33 protein-coding genes are annotated in these 20,537 nt (G+C 54.4%); all 33 read right to left on the reverse strand.

Going from position 1 to position 20,537, the window contains the following annotated elements; translation table 11 throughout:
- Complete coding sequence (locus ACWHYZ_RS18680) at window positions 1–1,401, reverse strand: sigma-54-dependent transcriptional regulator (RefSeq protein ID WP_447984181.1); 1,401 nt, start codon at window positions 1,399–1,401, stop codon at window positions 1–3.
- A complete protein-coding gene (locus tag ACWHYZ_RS18685) occupies window positions 1,398–2,555 on the reverse strand; it encodes a sensor histidine kinase (protein ID WP_447984182.1) in 1,158 nt (385 codons plus the stop codon). The genes ACWHYZ_RS18680 and ACWHYZ_RS18685 overlap by 4 nt, the downstream gene beginning before the upstream one ends.
- Window positions 2,556–2,624: 69 nt before the next feature.
- On the reverse strand, window positions 2,625–4,868 hold the full coding sequence (gene malQ / locus ACWHYZ_RS18690; RefSeq protein WP_447984183.1) for a 4-alpha-glucanotransferase: 2,244 nt from the start codon (window positions 4,866–4,868) through the stop codon (window positions 2,625–2,627).
- A 165-nt stretch (window positions 4,869–5,033) separates the two neighbouring features.
- Window positions 5,034–5,471, reverse strand: a complete 438-nt coding sequence (gene rplQ, locus ACWHYZ_RS18695; protein ID WP_447984184.1) for a 50S ribosomal protein L17 — start codon at window positions 5,469–5,471, stop codon at window positions 5,034–5,036.
- Between the two features lie 12 nt (window positions 5,472–5,483).
- Window positions 5,484–6,488 carry a DNA-directed RNA polymerase subunit alpha gene (locus ACWHYZ_RS18700; RefSeq protein ID WP_447984185.1) on the reverse strand — a complete coding sequence of 335 codons (1,005 nt, stop codon included), beginning with the start codon at window positions 6,486–6,488 and terminating at the stop codon, window positions 5,484–5,486.
- A 69-nt stretch (window positions 6,489–6,557) separates the two neighbouring features.
- Window positions 6,558–7,184, reverse strand: coding sequence for a 30S ribosomal protein S4 (gene rpsD, locus ACWHYZ_RS18705; protein WP_447984186.1), 627 nt, complete (start codon window positions 7,182–7,184; stop codon window positions 6,558–6,560).
- Between the two features lie 89 nt (window positions 7,185–7,273).
- Window positions 7,274–7,657 carry a 30S ribosomal protein S11 gene (gene rpsK / locus ACWHYZ_RS18710; protein WP_447984187.1) on the reverse strand — a complete coding sequence of 128 codons (384 nt, stop codon included), beginning with the start codon at window positions 7,655–7,657 and terminating at the stop codon, window positions 7,274–7,276.
- Window positions 7,658–7,694: 37 nt separating this feature from the next.
- Window positions 7,695–8,072 (reverse strand): 30S ribosomal protein S13, encoded by a 378-nt coding sequence (gene rpsM / locus ACWHYZ_RS18715; RefSeq protein ID WP_447984188.1) that lies wholly within the window; start codon window positions 8,070–8,072, stop codon window positions 7,695–7,697.
- Between the two features lie 83 nt (window positions 8,073–8,155).
- A complete protein-coding gene (rpmJ, locus tag ACWHYZ_RS18720; RefSeq protein ID WP_447984189.1) occupies window positions 8,156–8,269 on the reverse strand; it encodes a 50S ribosomal protein L36 in 114 nt (37 codons plus the stop codon).
- A gap of 13 nt (window positions 8,270–8,282) precedes the next feature.
- A complete protein-coding gene (gene infA, locus ACWHYZ_RS18725; RefSeq protein ID WP_447984190.1) occupies window positions 8,283–8,501 on the reverse strand; it encodes a translation initiation factor IF-1 in 219 nt (72 codons plus the stop codon).
- A gap of 16 nt (window positions 8,502–8,517) precedes the next feature.
- Window positions 8,518–9,288 carry a type I methionyl aminopeptidase gene (map, locus tag ACWHYZ_RS18730; protein ID WP_447984191.1) on the reverse strand — a complete coding sequence of 257 codons (771 nt, stop codon included), beginning with the start codon at window positions 9,286–9,288 and terminating at the stop codon, window positions 8,518–8,520.
- Window positions 9,285–9,941 (reverse strand): adenylate kinase, encoded by a 657-nt coding sequence (locus ACWHYZ_RS18735; protein ID WP_447987613.1) that lies wholly within the window; start codon window positions 9,939–9,941, stop codon window positions 9,285–9,287. The genes map and ACWHYZ_RS18735 overlap by 4 nt, the downstream gene beginning before the upstream one ends.
- A gap of 4 nt (window positions 9,942–9,945) precedes the next feature.
- Window positions 9,946–11,283 (reverse strand): preprotein translocase subunit SecY, encoded by a 1,338-nt coding sequence (gene secY, locus ACWHYZ_RS18740; RefSeq protein ID WP_447984192.1) that lies wholly within the window; start codon window positions 11,281–11,283, stop codon window positions 9,946–9,948.
- Window positions 11,252–11,701, reverse strand: coding sequence for a 50S ribosomal protein L15 (gene rplO / locus ACWHYZ_RS18745; RefSeq protein ID WP_447984193.1), 450 nt, complete (start codon window positions 11,699–11,701; stop codon window positions 11,252–11,254). The genes secY and rplO overlap by 32 nt, the downstream gene beginning before the upstream one ends.
- A complete protein-coding gene (gene rpmD / locus ACWHYZ_RS18750; protein WP_447984194.1) occupies window positions 11,698–11,898 on the reverse strand; it encodes a 50S ribosomal protein L30 in 201 nt (66 codons plus the stop codon). The genes rplO and rpmD overlap by 4 nt, the downstream gene beginning before the upstream one ends.
- Before the next feature lie 2 nt (window positions 11,899–11,900).
- Window positions 11,901–12,395: a 30S ribosomal protein S5 gene (rpsE, locus tag ACWHYZ_RS18755; protein WP_447984195.1), complete on the reverse strand. Its 495-nt coding sequence runs from the start codon at window positions 12,393–12,395 to the stop codon at window positions 11,901–11,903.
- Window positions 12,396–12,555: 160 nt separating this feature from the next.
- On the reverse strand, window positions 12,556–12,921 hold the full coding sequence (rplR, locus tag ACWHYZ_RS18760) for a 50S ribosomal protein L18 (RefSeq protein WP_447984196.1): 366 nt from the start codon (window positions 12,919–12,921) through the stop codon (window positions 12,556–12,558).
- Window positions 12,922–12,930: 9 nt separating this feature from the next.
- The gene (rplF, locus tag ACWHYZ_RS18765) at window positions 12,931–13,467 is read right to left on the reverse strand and encodes a 50S ribosomal protein L6 (RefSeq protein WP_447984197.1); all 537 of its coding nucleotides are present in this window, start codon (window positions 13,465–13,467) and stop codon (window positions 12,931–12,933) included.
- 86 nt (window positions 13,468–13,553) lie between these two features.
- Window positions 13,554–13,949: a 30S ribosomal protein S8 gene (gene rpsH / locus ACWHYZ_RS18770; RefSeq protein WP_447984198.1), complete on the reverse strand. Its 396-nt coding sequence runs from the start codon at window positions 13,947–13,949 to the stop codon at window positions 13,554–13,556.
- Window positions 13,950–14,035: 86 nt separating this feature from the next.
- On the reverse strand, window positions 14,036–14,221 hold the full coding sequence (locus ACWHYZ_RS18775; protein ID WP_447984199.1) for a type Z 30S ribosomal protein S14: 186 nt from the start codon (window positions 14,219–14,221) through the stop codon (window positions 14,036–14,038).
- Window positions 14,222–14,252: 31 nt separating this feature from the next.
- Window positions 14,253–14,795, reverse strand: a complete 543-nt coding sequence (rplE, locus tag ACWHYZ_RS18780) for a 50S ribosomal protein L5 (protein WP_447987614.1) — start codon at window positions 14,793–14,795, stop codon at window positions 14,253–14,255.
- Between the two features lie 150 nt (window positions 14,796–14,945).
- Window positions 14,946–15,284 carry a 50S ribosomal protein L24 gene (gene rplX / locus ACWHYZ_RS18785; RefSeq protein ID WP_447984200.1) on the reverse strand — a complete coding sequence of 113 codons (339 nt, stop codon included), beginning with the start codon at window positions 15,282–15,284 and terminating at the stop codon, window positions 14,946–14,948.
- A gap of 14 nt (window positions 15,285–15,298) precedes the next feature.
- Window positions 15,299–15,667, reverse strand: coding sequence for a 50S ribosomal protein L14 (gene rplN, locus ACWHYZ_RS18790; RefSeq protein ID WP_447979899.1), 369 nt, complete (start codon window positions 15,665–15,667; stop codon window positions 15,299–15,301).
- A complete protein-coding gene (rpsQ, locus tag ACWHYZ_RS18795) occupies window positions 15,664–15,933 on the reverse strand; it encodes a 30S ribosomal protein S17 (protein WP_447984201.1) in 270 nt (89 codons plus the stop codon). Before rpsQ ends, rplN begins: the two co-directional genes overlap by 4 nt.
- Window positions 15,930–16,139 (reverse strand): 50S ribosomal protein L29, encoded by a 210-nt coding sequence (gene rpmC / locus ACWHYZ_RS18800; protein WP_447984202.1) that lies wholly within the window; start codon window positions 16,137–16,139, stop codon window positions 15,930–15,932. Before rpmC ends, rpsQ begins: the two co-directional genes overlap by 4 nt.
- Window positions 16,139–16,552 carry a 50S ribosomal protein L16 gene (gene rplP / locus ACWHYZ_RS18805; protein WP_447984203.1) on the reverse strand — a complete coding sequence of 138 codons (414 nt, stop codon included), beginning with the start codon at window positions 16,550–16,552 and terminating at the stop codon, window positions 16,139–16,141. Before rplP ends, rpmC begins: the two co-directional genes overlap by 1 nt.
- 8 nt (window positions 16,553–16,560) lie before the next feature.
- Window positions 16,561–17,226 carry a 30S ribosomal protein S3 gene (gene rpsC / locus ACWHYZ_RS18810; RefSeq protein ID WP_447984204.1) on the reverse strand — a complete coding sequence of 222 codons (666 nt, stop codon included), beginning with the start codon at window positions 17,224–17,226 and terminating at the stop codon, window positions 16,561–16,563.
- Window positions 17,227–17,240: 14 nt separating this feature from the next.
- Window positions 17,241–17,594, reverse strand: a complete 354-nt coding sequence (gene rplV, locus ACWHYZ_RS18815) for a 50S ribosomal protein L22 (RefSeq protein WP_447984205.1) — start codon at window positions 17,592–17,594, stop codon at window positions 17,241–17,243.
- A 53-nt stretch (window positions 17,595–17,647) separates the two neighbouring features.
- On the reverse strand, window positions 17,648–17,935 hold the full coding sequence (rpsS, locus tag ACWHYZ_RS18820; protein ID WP_447984206.1) for a 30S ribosomal protein S19: 288 nt from the start codon (window positions 17,933–17,935) through the stop codon (window positions 17,648–17,650).
- A 12-nt stretch (window positions 17,936–17,947) separates the two neighbouring features.
- The gene (gene rplB / locus ACWHYZ_RS18825) at window positions 17,948–18,775 is read right to left on the reverse strand and encodes a 50S ribosomal protein L2 (protein ID WP_447984207.1); all 828 of its coding nucleotides are present in this window, start codon (window positions 18,773–18,775) and stop codon (window positions 17,948–17,950) included.
- Between the two features lie 144 nt (window positions 18,776–18,919).
- Window positions 18,920–19,213 (reverse strand): 50S ribosomal protein L23, encoded by a 294-nt coding sequence (locus tag ACWHYZ_RS18830; protein WP_447984208.1) that lies wholly within the window; start codon window positions 19,211–19,213, stop codon window positions 18,920–18,922.
- Window positions 19,210–19,833: a 50S ribosomal protein L4 gene (rplD, locus tag ACWHYZ_RS18835; RefSeq protein ID WP_447984209.1), complete on the reverse strand. Its 624-nt coding sequence runs from the start codon at window positions 19,831–19,833 to the stop codon at window positions 19,210–19,212. The genes ACWHYZ_RS18830 and rplD overlap by 4 nt, the downstream gene beginning before the upstream one ends.
- A gap of 2 nt (window positions 19,834–19,835) precedes the next feature.
- On the reverse strand, window positions 19,836–20,459 hold the full coding sequence (gene rplC, locus ACWHYZ_RS18840) for a 50S ribosomal protein L3 (protein WP_447984210.1): 624 nt from the start codon (window positions 20,457–20,459) through the stop codon (window positions 19,836–19,838).
- Window positions 20,460–20,537: the final 78 nt, after the last annotated feature.

Below are 20,537 nucleotides of genomic sequence, written 5' to 3' on the forward strand. Positions count from 1 at the left end.
TCACATCGATTCATGGTTGTCGTCACCCAAGTCGAGGCCAAATCGTTCGGCCATGCGGTAAAGCGTTCGGCGATCGATGGCGAGAATTTTTGCTGCGCGGACTTTGTTGTGACCTGATTCCCTTAACACTCTCAGCAGATATCGCTTCTCTAGCTCGTCCAGCGTGACGAGATCGCCATGAAGGCCCGGCAACGCGGCCGGCTCTAGCCCACTTGCTGATGCCTGTCGAACAGGATCAGGTAAATCATCCGGAAGAATAAGCGGACCATGAGTCAATGAGACCGCTCGCTCAATGACGTTTTCCAGTTCTCTCACATTCCCCGGCCAGTGATAGCGCTGCAAGACGGCCATGGCGTCCGGAACAAAGCCTCGGATGATGGACCCACTTCCAGATGACACTTTTTGTAGAAAGTGGTGAGCCAGCATGGGAATATCCTCACGGCGCTCGCGCAACGGCGGCATCATAATGCGGACCACATTCAATCGATAGAAGAGATCTTCGCGAAACTTCCCTTGTTTGACCAGTTGAGACAGGTTGCGATTGGACGCGGCGATGATGCGGACATCGACCCTCATAGAGGCCGTCCCCCCGACTCGGCGCACTTCCTGCTCCTGAATGACCCGAAGAAGCTTCACTTGGAGCGCCGCTCCGATGTCTCCGATTTCGTCTAGAAAAATCGTTCCCTCATGCGCCGCTTCGAACAGTCCCTTCTTGGCACCAACGGCTCCCGTAAATGCTCCCTTTTCATGACCGAATAATTCGGACTCCAGCAGTGCATCCGGAAGTGCCGCGCAATTGACCGGCACAAACGAACGTTCACGCCGGGGACTATTGGCATGGATCGCCCGAGCAATGAGTTCTTTCCCGGTTCCGCTTTCACCCTCGACCAAGACCGTGCTTTTTCCCGACGATACGCGCGCCACCAATTTATACACCTCCAGCATAAGGGGGCTGCTTCCGACTAAGCGGGACAGATCCTCACGGTCTCGCAACTCCTCTCTGAAGCGGGCGTTCTCGCGCACGAGACGGCTATGCTCGAGACTGCGTTGGACAACGAGCTTGATTTCCTCTTTTTTAAAAGGCTTTGCCAAGTAGTCGTACGCGCCTTGCCGAATCCCTTCAATAGCGCCTTCCATGGATCCGAAGGCAGTCAGTAACACGATCGCCGTATCGGGGCTGTGGTGTTTGAAGTCCTGCAAGACCGCCAACCCATCGATTTCGCCCATGCGTATATCGGTGAGCACGACATCGAAGCGTGCGCGTCGTCCTCGTTCCACCGCCTCCGTTCCACCGGCGGCCTCGTCGACCTCATACCCTTCTTTCCGCAAAGCCTCGGCAAGCAAGCCGCGGGCGACCGCATCATCATCAACCACAAGAATCTTGCCTTCAGGCCGACTCATGAGCGTGCGATCTCATCGGCGACAAGGGTGACATGATTGGGAAGCGCCATAACAACCATCGTGCCCTTGCCGACCACGCTGTCAATGGTCAGCGATCCTCCATGAGACACCACGATCTCCCGGCTGAGAAAGAGTCCAAGGCCGGTGCCGTCCCCCACCGCCTTGGTTGTAAAGAACGGCTCCAACGCTTTAGCCATGGTTTCCTCCGACATACCGCAGCCTGTGTCGCGAACCGTTAGTGTCACCATGGTCTCAACCAACGCATGACCGGCGCGGCGGCGTTCCTCCAATTCAGTCAGGGTTGCAGCTCGTCGCCCCATGACGATCACGACTTCATCGCCGGCTTTCGTAGCCGCCAACGCATTGGTCAGCAGATTCACGAGCACTTGTTGAAGTTGCTCAACATCACCCAACACCGGTGATGCCTCCGTCCCGAGGTCCGCCTTGAGTAGGACGCCTTTGCCGATGAAGGAGGGTTTCATCAGCGTCACGACAGATTGGGCCAACTCGTCTAACTGCAAGGGGGCGTAGGGTCGCTTCGGTTGGCGCGTCAGTGACAGCTTGTCTTTGATAATGCGGACGACGCGATTGAGCTCAGCATCGATGACGTCGATCGTTTTACGCATGTCAGGGGTGACATGCGGGTCCTCGGCCAACGATTGAACCTGCCACGCGATGGAGTGAAGTGGCGTACCCACTTCGTGCGCCACAGAGGAGGCCAGTAATCCGAGTGCGGCCAAACGCTCCGACCGATTGAGTGCATCTTTGACTTCGACTAATGTGGCATTGGCGCGCAGCAATTCTGCTCGTGCTTCTTCCTCGCGGGCTTTTCGCTCCTCGCGCGTCATGGCAAGATAGGCCACACCGACCAAGACGCCGGCCACCACGGTTCGATTAATGACCGCGGCCACAAATCGTCCAGGTTTGTGCGGCCTCAGCAAGCCTGAATAGGTGGCGGCGATACAAAGCGCCACAGTCATGACCATTAACCAGCGGCGCCTGACTATCGCGACGAGGAGGATGGGGAGCACGAATCCATAGGCCGCGACGACATTGGCAGGCGCTGCGCTTTCAAAGACGACGATGACAACAAACAGCACAGCCGCGATACTGAGGACGAACCAATTGACATGACTCGAGCTCCGGCTCGGCATGCGATCCCTCCGCTACGGCATCACATAAATATAAAGTAAATGCCTAGGCGTCACAAGGCAACAAGAGATCTATGGCCGGGTTGTTTTCAGTGCTCTTGCAAGCCGGCTCGCATGGGAGTTTGCTTTGACTTCGTCCAGAGTGAACGGGGTCTTATGAGACCAGTTGGGGTAGCTATCTAGCGTCCCCGGTAGGTTGACCTGGGTCACCTCTCCAACGAGATCCTCCAGTGTCACAAGCATGAAGGATGATGGCGACCGAGCCACATAGGCATGGATGGCGCCCGTTAAGTCGGCTGATAAAGGTTGCTGCAGGGCGACAGCTTCCTCTACATCGGACGGCCAGACTCCTTCCCGCTGTAACGCCCGCGCGATCCCTGCTTTGTCCCGTTGCCGCTCGTCTAGTGCACGACCATACGCGGATTCGTCAGGGTAGAACCCCAGGCGTTCACGAACCCTGAGATCTTCACCGTCCCAAAACCCGGCGAGTGTGGGCAGATCATGAGTCGTCACGACGGCTAAGGCTTGCCGTGGATACATCGCCGGCCGTTTCCATTCGCCGTCGTCGGCTCGTTCAAAATAAAACACTCGATAAGACAACACGCCTGCGGCACCCAGCTTCTCACGGACAAAATCGGGGACCGTTCCTAAATCTTCGCCGACGATCACCGCACGATGCCGCACGCTCTCCAACGCCAAAATTCCGAGCAGGTCATCCCACGGATATTGCACATACGCGCCGGCCGACGGCGGCAGTCCACGGGGAATCCAAAACAGTCGGAAGAGCGCCATAACATGATCGAGTCGAATCGCGCCTCCGTATTGTAGATTCTTCCGTAACAGATCGATGAACATTCGGTAGCCGTTCCGGCGGAGCGCATGTGGATTCACCGGCGGCAGTCCCCAATTCTGCCCTTCCGGTGCGAAGGCGTCCGGCGGACAGCCGCAATCGGCACTCAATGCCAGGAGGGACTGAAATATCCAGGCATCGCTTCCGCCTCGATCGCTTCCCAAGGCCAAATCGTGATAGAGGCCGATCGGCATGGCAAGCTCCCGGGTCCGTTCATGCACGCGTCGCAATTGTTCGTGCGCCAACCATTGCACATACTGATGGAACCGAACCTCTCGTACGTGCGCCAGGAGAAATGCTTGACTCGCCGTTGAATTGGGATGCCGATAGGCTTCAGGCCAATCCTGCCAGACGAGTTGCGGCGGAGACTTCTTTGAAAATTGCTCGTAAAGCACTTGGAACAGTGCAAATGCTTGCAACGCATGACCTTCTCGTTGAAGATACTGCTCGAAGTCCTCACCACGTGTCGTGCAGGCGACACGTCGATCGCCCTCTCTCCGAAAATGCTGTTCTTCAAACGTTTCAAAGAGGGCGTTCAGGACCCGCCGTTTCAGAGCGGCGACCCGCTCATAATCAACCGTGTCACTTTTTTTTAACGCTTCCAAAGACGAGAGAACCCCGCCCTCTCTCGCAATCTCTTGAGCCTCCGACGATTGTTGAAACTCAGGAGCTTTTTCAACATCCACATACACGGCATTGAGATAGAAGCGACTATCCGGCGAGTATGGGCTGATGTGATAGGGTCTGGAGTTTTTGAGGGCGTGCAGCGGGTTTAAGCCGATGATGCCGGCTTTCAACTCCGTCGCGGCCCACTCGGCCCACTGGAACAGATCGGTAAAGTCTCCTACTCCCCAGTTCTGCGTCGAGCGTAACGCGTAGAGTTGCAACGACACGCCCCAGAGACGACGACCTGTTTCCATCTCAGCAGGTTGATAACAATGCGTCGGCACAATGATAAGGCGCAGCGAGCCGTGAACGTGATGCGAAGATGACGTGCCTGTCGCCGTAAGATCGTAATAGCCGGGCGCCAACCCCCGCGGCAGAGGCAGATGAAACTTCCAGTAGTGCCGATCATCAAGAAGCGCCCTGTCCGTAGGTTGCAATCCAGGACCAGCGTTCTCCGCAAGCAGCTGGCGCCCGGCCTCATCTTTGATCGACCACTCAATGCGAATGGCGTCCCCCTCATTCTCCTGGGCAGGCATCCGGAAAGACCATGTACCGTCTCGTCCTACCTGTTGGACGAGAACGGGCTCGCACGGCTGCCGCCATGTCGCTTCATGGACTGCCGCTAATTCTTGCGCCATATCCGTGACGGTCTCTGTGCGGATCCCCATAGAGGCGAGAATCGCGGATTTCGTTTCGAGGGGAACGAGGTGCTTATGGCCGAAGATATCGTAATACTCCGGATCGATGCCGAAGCGTTTCGCCAATTCGTCGACCAATTGCTCTGCGGTGTGGTTTGCCATGAACGGAGTCTAGGAAGAAGGGCAGGCCAAGTCAATGGGAGACGTGCCCCCCACGAATCACGGCTTCAAAACAGACAGGCGCCGCGTGAGATTTCCCACGCGGCGCCTGTCTGTGGTTCATGAGTCGAAAGACGTTCGCGGCGAATAGTCGGCGGCTAATCCATCCTAGGATTGAGCCGGTTCCGATGGTGTCTTCTTCGTGGCCTTGTCAGTCGTCTGATCCGCTTTCGCCTTCTCGGTTCCGCTTTCCCGGACCACCAACTCGATGGCCACCATTTCAGCGGCATCGCCGACGCGTCGACGGGTCTTGATGATTCGGGTATACCCGCCGTTGCGTTCGCGGAATCTCCCCGCGACATCGCTGAATAACTTAGAGACGACGGCCTTGCTTCTCAAGAAGCTTAAGGCACGCCGACGAGCCGGGAGATCACCTTCTTTGCCGAGCGTGATCATCCGGTCCGTAAAGCCTCGGATTTCCTTGGCCTTCGCTTCAGTGGTCTCAATCCGCTCGTGCTCGAGCAGCGAGGTCACCAGACTGCGGTACAAGGCCCAGCGGTGCTTGGTGTCACGTCCTAACTGTCGTCCTTTTTCTCTGTGCCGCACGGTGTCCTCTTCTTATGGCTCCAGCTTGGCGCTACTCTGTCCAGCCGGAATTTGATCGAGTTTCATTCCAAGACCAAGCCCCATTTCAGTAAGGATTTCCTTGATTTCATTCAAGGACTTTTTACCGAAATTCTTGGTCTTCAACATTTCCATCTCGGTCTTCTGGACCAGGTCGGCGATGGTCTTGATATTCGCGTTCTTCAGACAATTCGCTGCACGAACGGACAATTCGAGCTCATTCACGCTTCGGAACAGATTCTTGTTCGTCGCGCTCTGCTCGTCATCCTTCCGCTGATCCGACTTCGCTTCGCCCGTGCTCTCCGGATGGATAAAGATATCCAGATGCTCGCGAAAAATGCTGGCCGCCTCCGACAGCGCATCACGCGGTGATAAACTGCCGTCCGTCCAGATCTCCAGCGTCAACTTGTCGTAGTCTGTAATACGACCGACACGCGCGTTTTCGACCTGAAAGTTCACCCGCTTCACAGGAGAATAAATAGAATCTACAGCCAACACGCCGATGGGCAGCCCTTCTTCCTTGTTTCGTTCAGCCGGAACATACCCGCGTCCAGGCTTAACGACCATTTCCATGTCCAGCGTGGCTTCCTTATCCAGCGTCGCGACGTGCAAATCAGGGTTTAAAATGCTGATATCCGCATCATGAATGATGTCTGAGGCTTTGGCCTCTCCGGGCCCCTTCTTTCGCAACCGGATGGTCTTTGCCTTGTCCGTATGCAACTTAAACCGGAGGCTCTTGACGTTGAGAATAATTCCGGTCACATCCTCAGTCACCCCCGGGATCGTCGAAAACTCGTGGAGTACGCCCTCAATTCGAACCGTGGTGACTCCTGCCCCCGTCAATGAAGACAGCAACACGCGGCGTAAGGAATTGCCGATGGTCGTACCGAATCCTCTCTCGAACGCTTCAGCGGTGAATTTTCCGTAGACCGGAGAAAGCGTCTCCTTCTCGGGTTCGACCCGCATCGGGATCTGAAAATCCTTCATACCCTTAATCATAGTTCCCCCTTCGCCTTAGTCAGATGCTCGAGCTCTGGCCATCTAGAACTGCGCGGAACAGAGAATGGATTATCTCGAATAGAGTTCCACGACCATCTGTTCATTGACGGGCAGCGCAATATCATCTTTGGTCGGCAGGCTCCGGACCGTTCCTTTAAAAGCCCCTTTATCCAATTCCAACCAATTCGGAATACCTCTGCCATCCACTGCTTCTAAGGCTGCTTGAATCGGGATGAGGGAGCGGCTGCGCTCCCTCACTTCGATGACATCGTTCGCCTTCACGAGCATGGCCGGCACATCAGCTTTGCGTCCATTCACCGTCAGGTGTCCGTGGTTGATCAGTTGACGAGCCTCTTTGCGGGACGCGGAAAAGCCGAGTCGGTACACGACATTATCGAGCCGGCATTCCAGGAGCTTCAGTAAATGTTCTCCGGTCACGCCGGCCTTTCGCTCCGCATGTTCGAACACGCCACGGAACTGGCGTTCCTGGAGACCGTAGATGCGTTTCAGCTTCTGTTTTTCACGAAGCTGCGCGCTATAGTCGGATAATCGCTGACGGCCTTGCCCATGTTGACCCGGGGGATAGCTCCGGCGCTCGACCGCACATTTCTCCGTCATGCATCGAGTGCCTTTTAAAAATAGCTTCACACCCTCGCGCCGACAAAGCCGACAAACTGGACCTCGATACTTAGCCACTGCTTCCTCCCTCTTCGTTAACCGTTAATTCGTGATCGTTAAACGTGAATGTACAGGTTCCGGCGAGTAACGTCTCACGATTAACGTCATCACACGCGTCGTCGCTTCGGTGGTCTGCACCCATTATGAGGGATGGGAGTCACGTCGCGAATAAGATTAATCCGAAGTCCTGCGGTTTGCAGCGAGCGAATCGCGGACTCCCGACCGGACCCCGGGCCATTAACATAGACGTCCACTTGGCGCATGCCGTGCTCCATAGCTTTTTTGGCGGCTGCCTCACCAGCCCGTTGCGCGGCAAACGGTGTACTCTTTCGGGATCCTTTAAATCCTTGATTCCCCGAACTGGCCCACACAATGGAATTACCGCTCATGTCGGTAATCGTCACAATGGTGTTATTGAAGGAGGCCTGAATGTGAGCGACCCCGCTCTGAACCAGTTTGCGCTCCTTTTTCTTGCCTTTTTTCACGCTCATGCTTATCCCCTTTTACGCCATCGGCCTGGTCAACGCGCTATGCACCAGCCGGTTTTCTGGCTTTTCCCATAGACCGTCTTCCTTTGCGGGTTCTAGCATTGGTTTTTGTCCGTTGCCCCCTGACCGGAAGACTCTTACGATGGCGCAGACCTCGATACGTTCCGATATCGACGAGCCGTTTAATATTCATCGATACTTCTTTGCGGAGATCACCTTCCACTTCATGATCCCGATCGATCGTTTCGCGCAATTTCACGATCTGATCTTCGCTGAGATCCTTCACACGTATTGATCCGTCGACACCGGCCTTATCCAGAATGCGCGCCGAGGTCACACGCCCGATACCGAAAATGTAGGTTAACCCTACATCGATGCGCTTATCTCTCGGTAAATCTATTCCCGCTATGCGCGCCATAATTCCTCCTACCGCCTCTGTATCTTTTCACTGTGGTCAGGATGTTCAAAAAGGTCCCCTGGGAGCCTTTTTCAACCATCCCGCTACCCTTGACGTTGTTTGTGCCGTGGGTTCTCGCACAGCACGCGCACCACACCTTTGCGTCGAACCACTTTACATTTTGAACAAATTGGCTTGACCGACGATTTAACTTTCATGTTTTTATCTTTTCTATTTGAATCGATATGTGATGCGTCCCCGCGTCAAATCATACGGAGACAATTCCACTGTCACCTTATCACCCGGCAAGATCCGAATAAAATGCATCCGCATTTTTCCGGAAATATGTGCAAGGATTTTATGACCGTTATCCAACGTCACTCTGAACATCGCGTTGGGGAGCGTTTCAGCAACCGTTCCCTGAACCTCGATCACATCTTCTTTCGCCATTGATCTCCGATCTACCTCAGCAAGCCCCGATCAGTTCAGGGACCTGCGTCAAAATCCGCGGGGGACCGCTCGACTGAATGGCGATGGTATGCTCAAAATGCGCGGACAAACTGCCGTCTGTCGTGACGGCGGTCCAGCGATCGTCCAACACGCGCACGCCGCTATTGCCCATATTTATCATCGGTTCAATGGCCAGGACCATGCCCTCTTGGAGCCGTGGGCCTTGCCCGGGCTTTCCATAGTTCGGCACCTGCGGCTCCTCGTGTAATTGCCGGCCAATGCCATGCCCCACAAAGTCGGTCACCACCGAAAATCCGGCTGCCTCCGCGTGCCGCTGCACAGCATGTGAAATATCGGACAGCCGATTGCCAACCACGGCCTTGGCAATTCCCGCATACAACGATTCTTCGGTCACGCGAAGGAGTTCGGAGACCCGAGGATTGACAGTCCCCACCGCCACCGTGACAGCAGAGTCCCCGTAAAATCCGTCTACAATCGCGCCGAGATCAAGGCCAATAATATCGCCTTCCTTGAGAGCACGCCTAGACGGGATCCCGTGCACGACTTGATCATTAATGGAAGCACATAGCGTTTTCGGATAATTTCGATATCCTTTAAAAGCCGGTGTCCCACCATGCGACCGAATAAACTGTTCAGCCAGGCGATCGAGCTCTTCCGTCGTAATCCCAACACGCACTTCACGCCTCAACATCGCCAAGGTTTCTGCGACCAACCGCGAGGCGCGCGCCATAATCTCGATTTCATCCGGCGTCTTTAATATGATCATGACAATGCCTGAGCAGCGAACAAGTCCAGTAACCGTTGTTGCACCTGCTCAATCGTGCCGGTCCCGTCAAGGTCCGACAAGAGCCCGCGCTGGCGATAGTAGGCAATCAGCGGAGCGGTCTGTTCGTCATAGACGGTCAATCGAGCCTCCACCGTCTCCTTGCGATCATCATTGCGCTGAGCCAGCGCAGTAGTACAGCGATCACAGACGCCTTCCCGTTGCGGCGGCGCAAATTCCACGTGAAACACGGCTTGGCATTTCGGACAGCTCCGCCGGCCACTCAGCCGACGAACCACCTCGTTACGCGGTACCTTGACATTGATAACGCGATCAAGCTTCTGTCCTCTTTCGCTCAGGGTCCTGTCGAGTTCCTCGGCCTGAGCGACCGTCCGTGGAAAGCCGTCTAACAAAAACCCCTTTGCAGTGCCTGGTTCGTTGAGTTTTTCTTTCACCAAACCGATCACTACAGAATCGGGCACCAATTGACCTTGATCCATAAAGCTTTTGGCTTGAACGCCCAAGGCGGTCTTGTTTCGAACCGCTTCACGGAGAATGTCTCCGGTCGAAATCTTCGGGTACCCAAACTTTGATGACGCCTGCTCAGCCTGCGTGCCCTTTCCGACACCAGGGGCGCCTAAGAATACGACCCGCATTGCCTCACCCACTCCGACCCTTCAAGCGCCCCTTCGCCAGGAACCCTTCATAGTTTCTCATGAGCATGTGGGACTCAATCTGTTGGGCCGTATCCAACCCGACCCCGATGACGATCAGCAACGAAGTGCCGCCGAAATAGAACGGAACATTCAGACGATAAATAAGGATTTCCGGGATCACGCAAACAATTGCCAGGTAGATGGCCCCGATAAACGTTATTCGCGTCAACACCTTGTAAATGTAGTCAGACGTACGCTGTCCCGGCCGGATCCCTGGAATAAAGCCGCCATACTTTTTCATATTGTCGGCCATATCCACTGGATTCAACACCACGGCGGTATAGAAAAAACAAAAGAATACGATGAGGCCCACATAGACAATCGTATAGAGAAGTGACCCTGGTGCCAGCTGCGCTCCGATGGATTGGACCCAAGGAACCTGGATGAAGCCGGCGATGGTGGCCGGAAATGCAATGATCGACGACGCAAAAATAGGCGGGATTACACCCGCGGTATTGATTTTCAGTGGAATATGGGTGCTCTGACCGCCATAGACGCGCCGGCCAATCACTCGCTTGGCGTACTGAACGGCAATTTTTCTCCTCCCACTTTCGAGGAAGACGATGGCGGCCACCACACCCAGCATGACCGCGGTCAGCACGACCAACAGTAAGAAACTGAGCTGCCCAATCTGATATAGATCGTAGGTCTGAGCAACGGCATTCGGAAGTCTCGCCACAATTCCCGCGAAGATAATCAGCGAAATTCCATTTCCGATACCGCGTTCGGTAATTTGCTCGCCGAGCCACATCAAAAAGGCAGTGCCGGCAGTCAGGGTGATCACGGTCATCAGACGAAACCCCCACCCTGGGGTCAACACAAAGGCGCCTTGATTCATGCCTTCCAGTCCGATCGCGATGCCGAATCCTTGGATCAGGGCAATGCCGATCGTGCCGAAACGTGTATATTGGATAATCTTTTTGCGGCCTCGCTCACCCTCTTTCGCCAATTTCGAGAGATGCGGGATGACGACGGTCAACAACTGTAAAATGATCGACGCGCTAATATAGGGCATAATGCCCAGCGCAAAGATCGTCAGTCGTGACAGCGCACCGCCTGAAAATATGTCTAAAAACCCAAGGAGCGCGCCGCCCTCTTTCTGGAGAAACTTGGCCAGTTCATCATTGTTGATACCGGGGGTCGGTACGTGAGCCCCGATACGATACACTGCGAGCATAAGCAGTGTAAAAAGAATCCGGATCCGAAGCTCCGGTATCTTAAAAATGTTTTGAAAGCTCGTGGCGAGTCGCTCAAGCACCGGCAATAACCTCAGTCCGCCCACCGGCGGCCCTGATCTTTTCCTCCGCTGACTTGCTGAATTTGTGAGCCTGGACGACAATCGGTCGAGTCAGCTCACCCTGGCCGAGGATCTTAATCTTTTCGCGCTTCTTCTTAATAAGTCCGGCATCGACCAACACCTGAGGGGTTATCTCGGACACCTCACTCAGATTTGCAAGGGATTTCAGATTGATTACGGCATAAGCAATGCGGAACGTATTAGTGAAGCCGAATTTTGGCACACGACGGGCCAAGGGCATCTGGCCACCTTCAAAACCTGGGCGTTTGCCGCCTCCAGACCGAGCCAACAATCCCTTGTGTCCCTTGGTCGCTGTTTTCCCATGTCCGGATCCGGTTCCCCGGCCGATCCGTTTTCTTCGCTTATGTGCCCCAGGGGCTGGAGCTAAATTAGAGAGTTTCATAATGTTTTTACATCCAGCAAATAAACGACTTTGTGAATCATGCCTCGGACTTGTGGCGTATCTGGTCTCGTGACTGTGTCGTGCATTTTTCGAAGACCCAATCCCCGCAGCACGAGACGGTGACGAGACGGAGTGCCGATCGGACTCCGCTTCAATGTAATGGACAAACCGTGGCTTTGCGTGTGACCAGCTGTCATGATTACCCTACCTGTTCAAGACCGCTTCGACGGATGCGTGCGACCTCTTGTGGATCTCTGAGTTGACAGAGGCCGTCAAGAGTCGCCCGAACCGTATTGAATGGATTGCCCCTACCTAATGTCTTGGCGATAATGTTTTGCGCTCCCGCCAATTCGACGACCGCTCTGACGGCGCCACCCGCGATAATTCCTGTTCCAGGAGCAGCCGGCTTCAAGAGGACGTGCTCAGCTCCGAATAACCCGTGGACGACATGCGGAATAGTTTGCTCCCTGAGTGGAATATGAACCAAATGCTTCTTGGCTTGCTCCACCGCCTTGGAAATAGCCGCAGGGACCTCTGCGGCCTTCCCTTTACCGATTCCCACCCAGCCCTGGCCATCTCCCACGACGACCAACGCACAGAAGTTGAACCGCTTACCACCCTTTACCACCTTGGCGACGCGGTTGATAAACACGACCTTGTCTTTCAGACTTAGTTCTTCAGGGTTTACTCTCACGCAGGTGCCCCTTTTCTATCAAATCAGACAGTGAACATGCTGCTCAAGAAGGAGATTCAGCAAGGTCGCAGGTGAGAAGCAACCGGAAGCGTACCCATTGGGGCACGTCGAGGATTGTTTCGGACCAAGAACAAAGCTGAGAGCCTTTGTCAGCATCATGCTAAAATTTCAGACCGCGTTCACGGGATGCTTCCGCCAACGCCTTAATGCGGCCATGGAACAGACGGCCACCACGGTCGAACACGACGGCTTCCACGTTCGCTGCCTTCGCTCGATCAGCCAATGCATGACCGACTGCTTTCGCGGCGTCCATGGGCTTGCTTGAGGACAACGCGGATTTCAAATCCTTATCCAACGTTGAGGCTGACGCCAAGGTCTTGCCGTTGATATCGTCGATAATCTGGGCATAGATATGTTTTTTACTTCGGAAGACGCTCAAACGTGGGCGCGCCAATTCGCCAAATATTCGTTGACGTACCCGCCGCTTTCTTCGTGCTAATTTGTCTGCTTTCTCATTCGTCAGCATAACTTCAACCTACTTTCCCGTCTTGCCTTCCTTCTTACGAAGCGTTTCACCGGCATATCGAATGCCCTTTTGCTTGTAGACATCCGGCGGCTTAATGGCGCGGAGATCCGCCGCGGCTTGTCCGACTCTTCGCTTGTCGCTACCTTTGATAGTGATAATGGTTTGTTTGTCCACCTTGGCTTCGACTCCAGGCGGCAGATCGTAGACCACGGGGTGGGTATAGCCGACATTTAAACTGAGGCTCTTGCCTTGCACCTGAGCCTTATAGCCGACGCCGGTAATCTCCAGGGTGCGTTCATACCCTTTGGTAACCCCAACCACCATGTTGCTCAGCTCAGCGCGGGTTAACCCGTGCAAGGCTCTCGTTTTTGGTTCATCGCCGGCCCGATTGACCTGCACGTGCCCATCGGCAACTGCGACTGAAAGGTTTTGAACCAGCGGCCATTCCAAACGGCCGAGCGGTCCCTTTACAGAGACGGTCTGGCCATTCGTATTCACCTCGACTCCCTTAGGAAGGGGGATTGGTTTGCGTCCGACCCGCGACATAGTTAAACCCTTTACGATCCAATAGTTCAGATTTTCTGTTCGAGGCTTTATAGCCTGTTCATTTACCGCCCGTGGCTATTCGCCTCTTACCAAACCTGGCAAAGCACTTCCCCACCGAGCCCGGCACGGCGAGATTCTTGGTCGGTCATGAGTCCCTTGGAGGTAGAGACGATCGATAGCCCCATCCCGTTGAGCACCCTGGTCAATTCACGGGAGCCTACATACACGCGTTTGCCAGGCCGACTGATCCGTCGGACGCCTGTGATCACCGGTTGTCCCTCACCGATATACCGCAACTGAATTTTCAGAATTGGATGGCCACCACTCTGCTCACGCTCATACTGACCTATAAAGCCCTCTGCTTTTAACACGCGCAGGATCTCCATCTTGAGCTTGGAAGCCGGCACAGTGACCGAAGCGTGGCCGCGGCCCAAGGCATTGTGAATGCGCGTCAGAAGGTCAGCGATCGGATCCGTCATCATAATGTCACTCCAACTTTGGTCAGCGCCCAAGAATCATCCCGTCGATCCTTCACTGGCGAAGGAGAGCGGGTGAGAACTATTTCTTTCTACCAACTCGACTTTCTGATTCCCGGAATTTCGCCCTTCAAACTAAAAAACCGGAAACAAATGCGGCACAGGCGGAAACGCCGCAGAAAGCCTCGCACGCGCCCACAGTTCGGGCAGCGATTGTAATTACGTGTGCTGAACTTTGATGAAACCGCTGCTTTATTTCGTAATGCTTTTCTCGACACCGTGCACTCCGTTTCCTAAAAGGAAGTGTGTCTATGCTCTAAAAGGCATCCCCATGTGGCGAAGCAGAGCCTTGCCTTCATCATTGGTGGTGGCCGTGGTCACAATCGTAATATCCATTCCGTGAATGGACGCCACGTTGTCGTACTGAATTTCCGGGAAAATTAATTGTTCTTTCAGACCTAAGGTATAGTTTCCACGACCGTCAAATGCCTTGGGGGAAACGCCTCGAAAATCTCGGATGCGAGGGAGCGCGAGCGACACGAGACGATCGAGAAACTCATACATGCGATCGTTGCGAAGTGTCACCTTGGCGCCGATCGGCATCCCTTGACGGAGCTTAAATCCGGCAATCGCCTTCTTCGCCTTGGTGACTACCGGTCGTTGTCCTGTAATAATCCCCAATTCAGTGACAGCGCTTTCCAGAAGTTTCACATTCTGGATGGCTTCTCCCATTCCCACGTTCAAGACGACTCGCTCAACCTTCGGCACCTGCATTGGATTTTTATACCCAAACTCCTTCATCAGTGCCGGCACGATCTGATTGCGATATGTCTCTCTCAAACGAGGCGTGATTTTCGGCTCGTCTTGAGTCTTGGCACCCTTGCTTGGCACGGCTCCTTCAGGCCGAAGTTCTTTCTTCTGACCCGCGGCCTCCTTCTTCACTTTTTTCTCAGAGGCCTTACCGGCCGATGGTTTTTCCGTCTTGGCCATCGTACCCTTCCCTTATGTCCGTTCGATGACTTCCTGGCACTTCTTGCAAATACGAACCCGCCGCCCGTCATTCAATTGCTTGATCCCAAGCCGAACCGGCTTGTTGCAATTGCCGCAGAGAAACATGACGTTGGAGAGAGCAAGAGGCGCTTCACGCTCGATGATTCCGCCCTGTTTGACCTTTTGATTCGGCTTCGTATGCCGCTTGATCAAATTCAACTTTTCGACGATCACCTTGCCATCACTCAGGTGAAGCGAAAGCACCTTCCCGGTCTTCCCACGTTCACGACCGGTGGTGACCATGACCGTATCGCCTTTTTTAATCTTCGTTTTGGCTACTGATGCACTCATCTGATATTCCTTCGCTACAACACTTCAGGGGCTAAGGAGATAATCTTCATAAACTTCTTCCAGCGCAACTCGCGAGCCACCGGCCCAAAAATACGGGTTCCAATCGGTTCACCCTGCGCATTGATCAAAACACATGCGTTCCGATCAAACTTGATGTAAGAGCCATCTTCGCGTCGAACCCCTTTGGTGGTCCGAACAATGACGGCTTTACTCACATCACCCTTCTTCACAGTCGCCTGAGGGATGGCTTCCTTGACGGCCACCACGACGATATCGCCGAGCGACCCATACCGACGCTTGGATCCACCCAAGACGTGAAAGCACATGACTTGCTTGGCGCCCGAGTTATCTGCCACATCGAGATAGCTATAATTCTGGATCATGATTCAGACTGGCCTCGCTGCATGACTTGCACCACTCGCCAATGCTTTTCTTTGCTAATGGGCCGGGTTTGTATCAACTTAACCCGGTCGCCCACCTTGCACACATTTTCTTCATCGTGCGCCTTCAGTTTAGTGACCCGTCGCATGACCTTGTGATACACGGGATGCAGCACGAACCGATCCACGGCGACCACGACGGTCTTGTCCATCTTGTCGCTGACTACATTGCCGAACCAATTCCGTCGCTTTTCCGATCGCTCGCTCATGATCCACGCCCTCTGCTTGCCATCTTTTTTTGGGTCAAGACCGTCTTCACTCTCGCTAAGTCACGCCGAGTCTGGCGGATCTTCATTGGATTTTCGATACGGCCGGTCGCGAGCTGAAAACGCAAGTTAAAGACTTCTTGTTTGAGCTGACGCTCTTTTTCCTGCAGTTCGACGTCGTCCATCGCTTGAAGTTCTTTTACGTCCATCAAATTTCCCCACGCACGACAAACTTTGTAGCCACGGGCAACTTATGGGCAGCCAGTCGGAGCGCCTCATGCGCCACTTCCCTAGTCACGCCATCCATTTCATAGAGAATTCTTCCGGGTTTCACGACTGCCACCCAGTATTCCGGATTCCCCTTGCCTTTACCCATGCGGGTTTCTGCCGGCTTCTTCGTAATCGGTTTGTCAGGAAATATCCGGGTCCAGACCTGACCGCCGCGCTTGACGTGCCTGGTGATGGCAATTCTGGCTGCTTCGATCTGGCGACTGGTGACCCAACCAGGCTCCAAAGCCTTGAGACCAAACTCGCCGAGGGTAATTTTTCCGCCGCGATACGCCTTTCCGCGCATGCGACCCTTCTGTGTCTTCCGAAACTTAACTTTCTTTGGTGCCAGCATGCGACTCTCTATCCTCTTTCAAATCCGCCTTCGCCCTTTTGAGGCTGAGCGACAACCACTTCACCGCGGTAAATCCATGTTTTCACACCGATCTGACCCATCGTGGTGTGGGCTTCTGCGAAGCCGTAATCAATATCGGCCCTCAGCGTATGCAGGGGGACTCGCCCTTCCCGATACCATTCAGTTCTGGCAATTTCAGCGCCTCCGAGACGGCCGGCGACGTTAATGCGTATACCCTGGGCGCCCAAACGTTGAGCAGCCGCAATGCTCCGCTTCATGGCACGACGAAAGGCCACGCGTTTCTCAAGCTGAACCGCAATATTCTCGCTCACGAGTTGCGCATCCAATTCAGGCTTCTTAATTTCCTTCACGGTAATATAGACCTGACGCCCGTACTGCTTCTCGAGCATCGCCTTTAATTTGTCGACTTCAGCGCCCTTACGGCCGATAATGATGCCCGGACGAGCGGTATGAATGATGACGCGGGTCTGATCGCCTGAACGTTCGATTTCCACACGCGAAACCCCGGCATGATACAGCTTCTCCTTCACCACTTTTCGAATCGCGATATCTTCATGAAGAAGCTTCGAAAAGTCTTTTCCGGCGTACCATCGGGAACTCCAGGGTCGGCTATACCCGAGTCGATAACCAATTGGATGTGTCTTCTGTCCCATAGTGCTCCTGCTAACTATTTTCGACCGACCGACTCCGGCGCTTCTACTACCACGGTAATATGGCTCGTTCGCTTATGGATCGAGGCCGCGCGGCCCATCGCACGTGCATGAAACCGCTTGAAAGTCGGCCCACAGTCGACGTACGCGCGGGACACCCGCATGGAGTCGCTATCGCCAAGTTCCTTTTGTTCGGCATTGGCGACCGCAGAACGAAGGACCTTCTCGACCACCTTGGCGGCAGCCCGTGGTGTAAACTTCAACATGGTCAACGCTTGCGAAACCTGTTGTCCGCGGATCATATCGACCACCGGCCTCGCCTTTCGTGGCGCGACTCTGACAAACCGAAGAATTGCTTTCGCCTCAGCCATATCACACTCCGTTATTCATTCGTCGCGAACCGTCGACCAGTACGATGAAGGGCCTACTTCAGCGCCACCGCTTTCTCGGTTCGCGCCGCCCCGTGCCCCTTGAAAAATCGCGTCGGAGCGAATTCTCCGAGCTTGTGACCGACCATGTTTTCCGTCACAAAGACCGGGATAAATTTCTTCCCGTTATGAACCGCAAGGGTATTGCCGATCATTTCAGGAGTAATAGTCGACCGACGGGACCATGTCTTGATAATTTTGCGATCTTTATTCTCGTTCATCCGCTCAATCTTCTTGAGAAGATGATCGTCGACGAAAGCGCCCTTACTGACTGAACGCGGCATACGAGTCTCCGATTACTTCTTGCGTCGTGTGATAATGAACTTATTCGTGGACTTGTTCTTTCTCGTCTTATATCCCTTGGTCGGAACGCCCCACGGAGAAACAGGATGGGGGTTACCTTGACCTGATTTACCCTCTCCGCCGCCGTGTGGATGGTCGACCGGATTCATGACGACGCCACGCACGTGAGGTCGCCGTCCCAGCCAGCGAGACCGACCCGCCTTTCCGATTGAGATATTTTCATGGTCCAGGTTGCCGACCTGCCCAACGGTTGCCATACAAGTCCCGAGGATGCGCCTCATTTCTCCTGATTTGAGGCGAACCTGTACATAACCTTCCTCCCGACCCATGACTTGAGCAAAACCACCGGCACTCCGAATCAATTGACCGCCCTTGCCTGGCTTCAGCTCTATATTGTGAATGGTTGTACCAAGCGGCATAGTGGTCAACGGCAATGCATTGCCTGGTCGTACTTCGGCGTCAGGACCTGACTGGACCATATCATTGACCTTCAGACCGGCCGGTGCCAGGATGTACCGCTTTTCTCCATCGACATAGGCCAATAAGGCGATACGCGCGGATCTGTTTGGGTCATACTCGATTGCCTGAACGCGTGCCGGAATTCCGACTTTGTCGCGCTTGAAATCAATCATGCGGTACAAGCGCTTGTGCCCACTCCCACGAAAGCGAATGGTCATACGACCATCGTTATTCCGCCCACCGGAACGAGTATGAAACTTCGTCAGACTTTTCTCAGGTTTTTTTTCCGTGAGATCCTCATTTGTGAGGACCATCATTGCCCGTCGCCCTGGAGAAGTCGGTCTATATTGCTTCAACCCCATTTCCCTCTACCCTCTCTCTTTTCCTACTGGAGATACTCCAACAGCGCCGCTCGAGATGCCTTGCTGGCTGGCTGGAAGGACCACTGTCCTCGTGGGCGTATTCTGGTTGACACGGGGTCGACTCCAACAGTCCTAACCGTATGGCTACACCCCTTCATACATCTCCAGCTTTTCGCCTTCTTTCAATGTCACAATCGCCTTCTTCCAATCGGGTCGCTTTCCGACAAACCGTCCTAAGCGCTTTACCTTCCCGGGCACATTCATCACATGGACCCGCTCCACGCGTACTTTCAGGGCCGATTCCACGGCCCGCTTAATTTCGATACGGTTGGCATTCCCACGGACCACAAAGCCGACCTTATTGCTGGTTTCACGCATTGCTGTTAACTTTTCCGTCAACAGTGGCGAGACGAGAACATCCTGATGATCGTGTTTCATGACCACACCTCTTGCACGCGCGGCAATACACGCTCGAGAATCACGATGGCGTGATAGCGAAGAACATCGTAGACATTGAGCGTTTCGGGAGTGACGAGCTTCACCTGAGGAAGATTTCTCGCCACCCGCTCAAGCGTGGTGCTCTCTTCGCCGATGACGATCAATGTTGGACGAGTCAAACCCAGGTTGGCCAACGCCTGCGCCAACAGCTTGGTTTTCGGCTCGGCGATGGACAACTCTGACACCACCATAACGGCACCCTCGGCCAGCCGAGCAGACAAAGCGCTTCGGAGAGCGGCGTGATACTTCTTTTTTGGAATGCTATAGGCGTAGCTGCGCGGGTGCGGCCCGAACACGATGCCACCGTGGCGCCATACCGGAGATCGAATAGACCCGGCTCTGGCCCGGCCGGTATGCTTCTGTTTCCATGGTTTTTTCCCGGATCCGCTCACCTCGCCACGCCGCAACGTCGAAGCAGTGCCCTGACGCTCGCACGCTTGCTGCATAACCACAGCCGTATGGACCAAATGAGGGTCCGCCTTCACACCAAACACCCCGTCATGTAACTCGACGGAGCCTACCTTTTTTTTGTTGAGATCGAGCACATCTACAATTGCCATGGTCAGCTCTTTTTAGATTTCCGAACTGTCACAAAACCACCCGTGGCCCCCGGAATAGCGCCGCTGATAAAGAGAAGATTCTCATCCGGCCGCGCCTCAACCACTCTCAAACGCTGGACGGTCACGCGCTCGCTTCCCATATGGCCGGGCAGTGCCTTGTTCTTCCAGACACGAGACGGATGTGAACTGGCCCCAATAGATCCGGGCGCTCGATGGAACATGGAGCCATGAGTTTCCGGCCCCCCGCGATAATTGTGCCGCTTCATCACGCCCTGGAAGCCCTTCCCCTTGGAGACCCCTTCGACATCAACCCAATCGCCCTTCGCAAAGAGATCGGCCTTAAACGTCTGACCGAGTTCAACATTCCCCGTCTTCTTAAATTCCATCAAACGCCGGCTAGGGGGGAGATTCGAGGCCTTCAAATGCCCCAACTCCGGCTTGTTCAACTTTCTTGCCGGCACTTCATCAAACGCAAGTTGGACAGCTTCATAGCCATGCTGTTCCTTTGTCTTAATCGCTGAGATCCGGCAGGGACCGGCCTGAACAACCGTCACGGTCGTCAAGCGCCCACCGTCGTCATACACCTGGGTCATTCCCAACTTCTTTCCGAGCAAACCGTTCGTCATGCCAGCACCATTTCTTCTTCAAAAGACGCACACCGTTCATCTGGTTGAGTGAAACCGTGAGCCGTCTTCAACATCCGA

It is taken from the genome of Nitrospira sp. Nam74 (assembly GCF_965152615.1).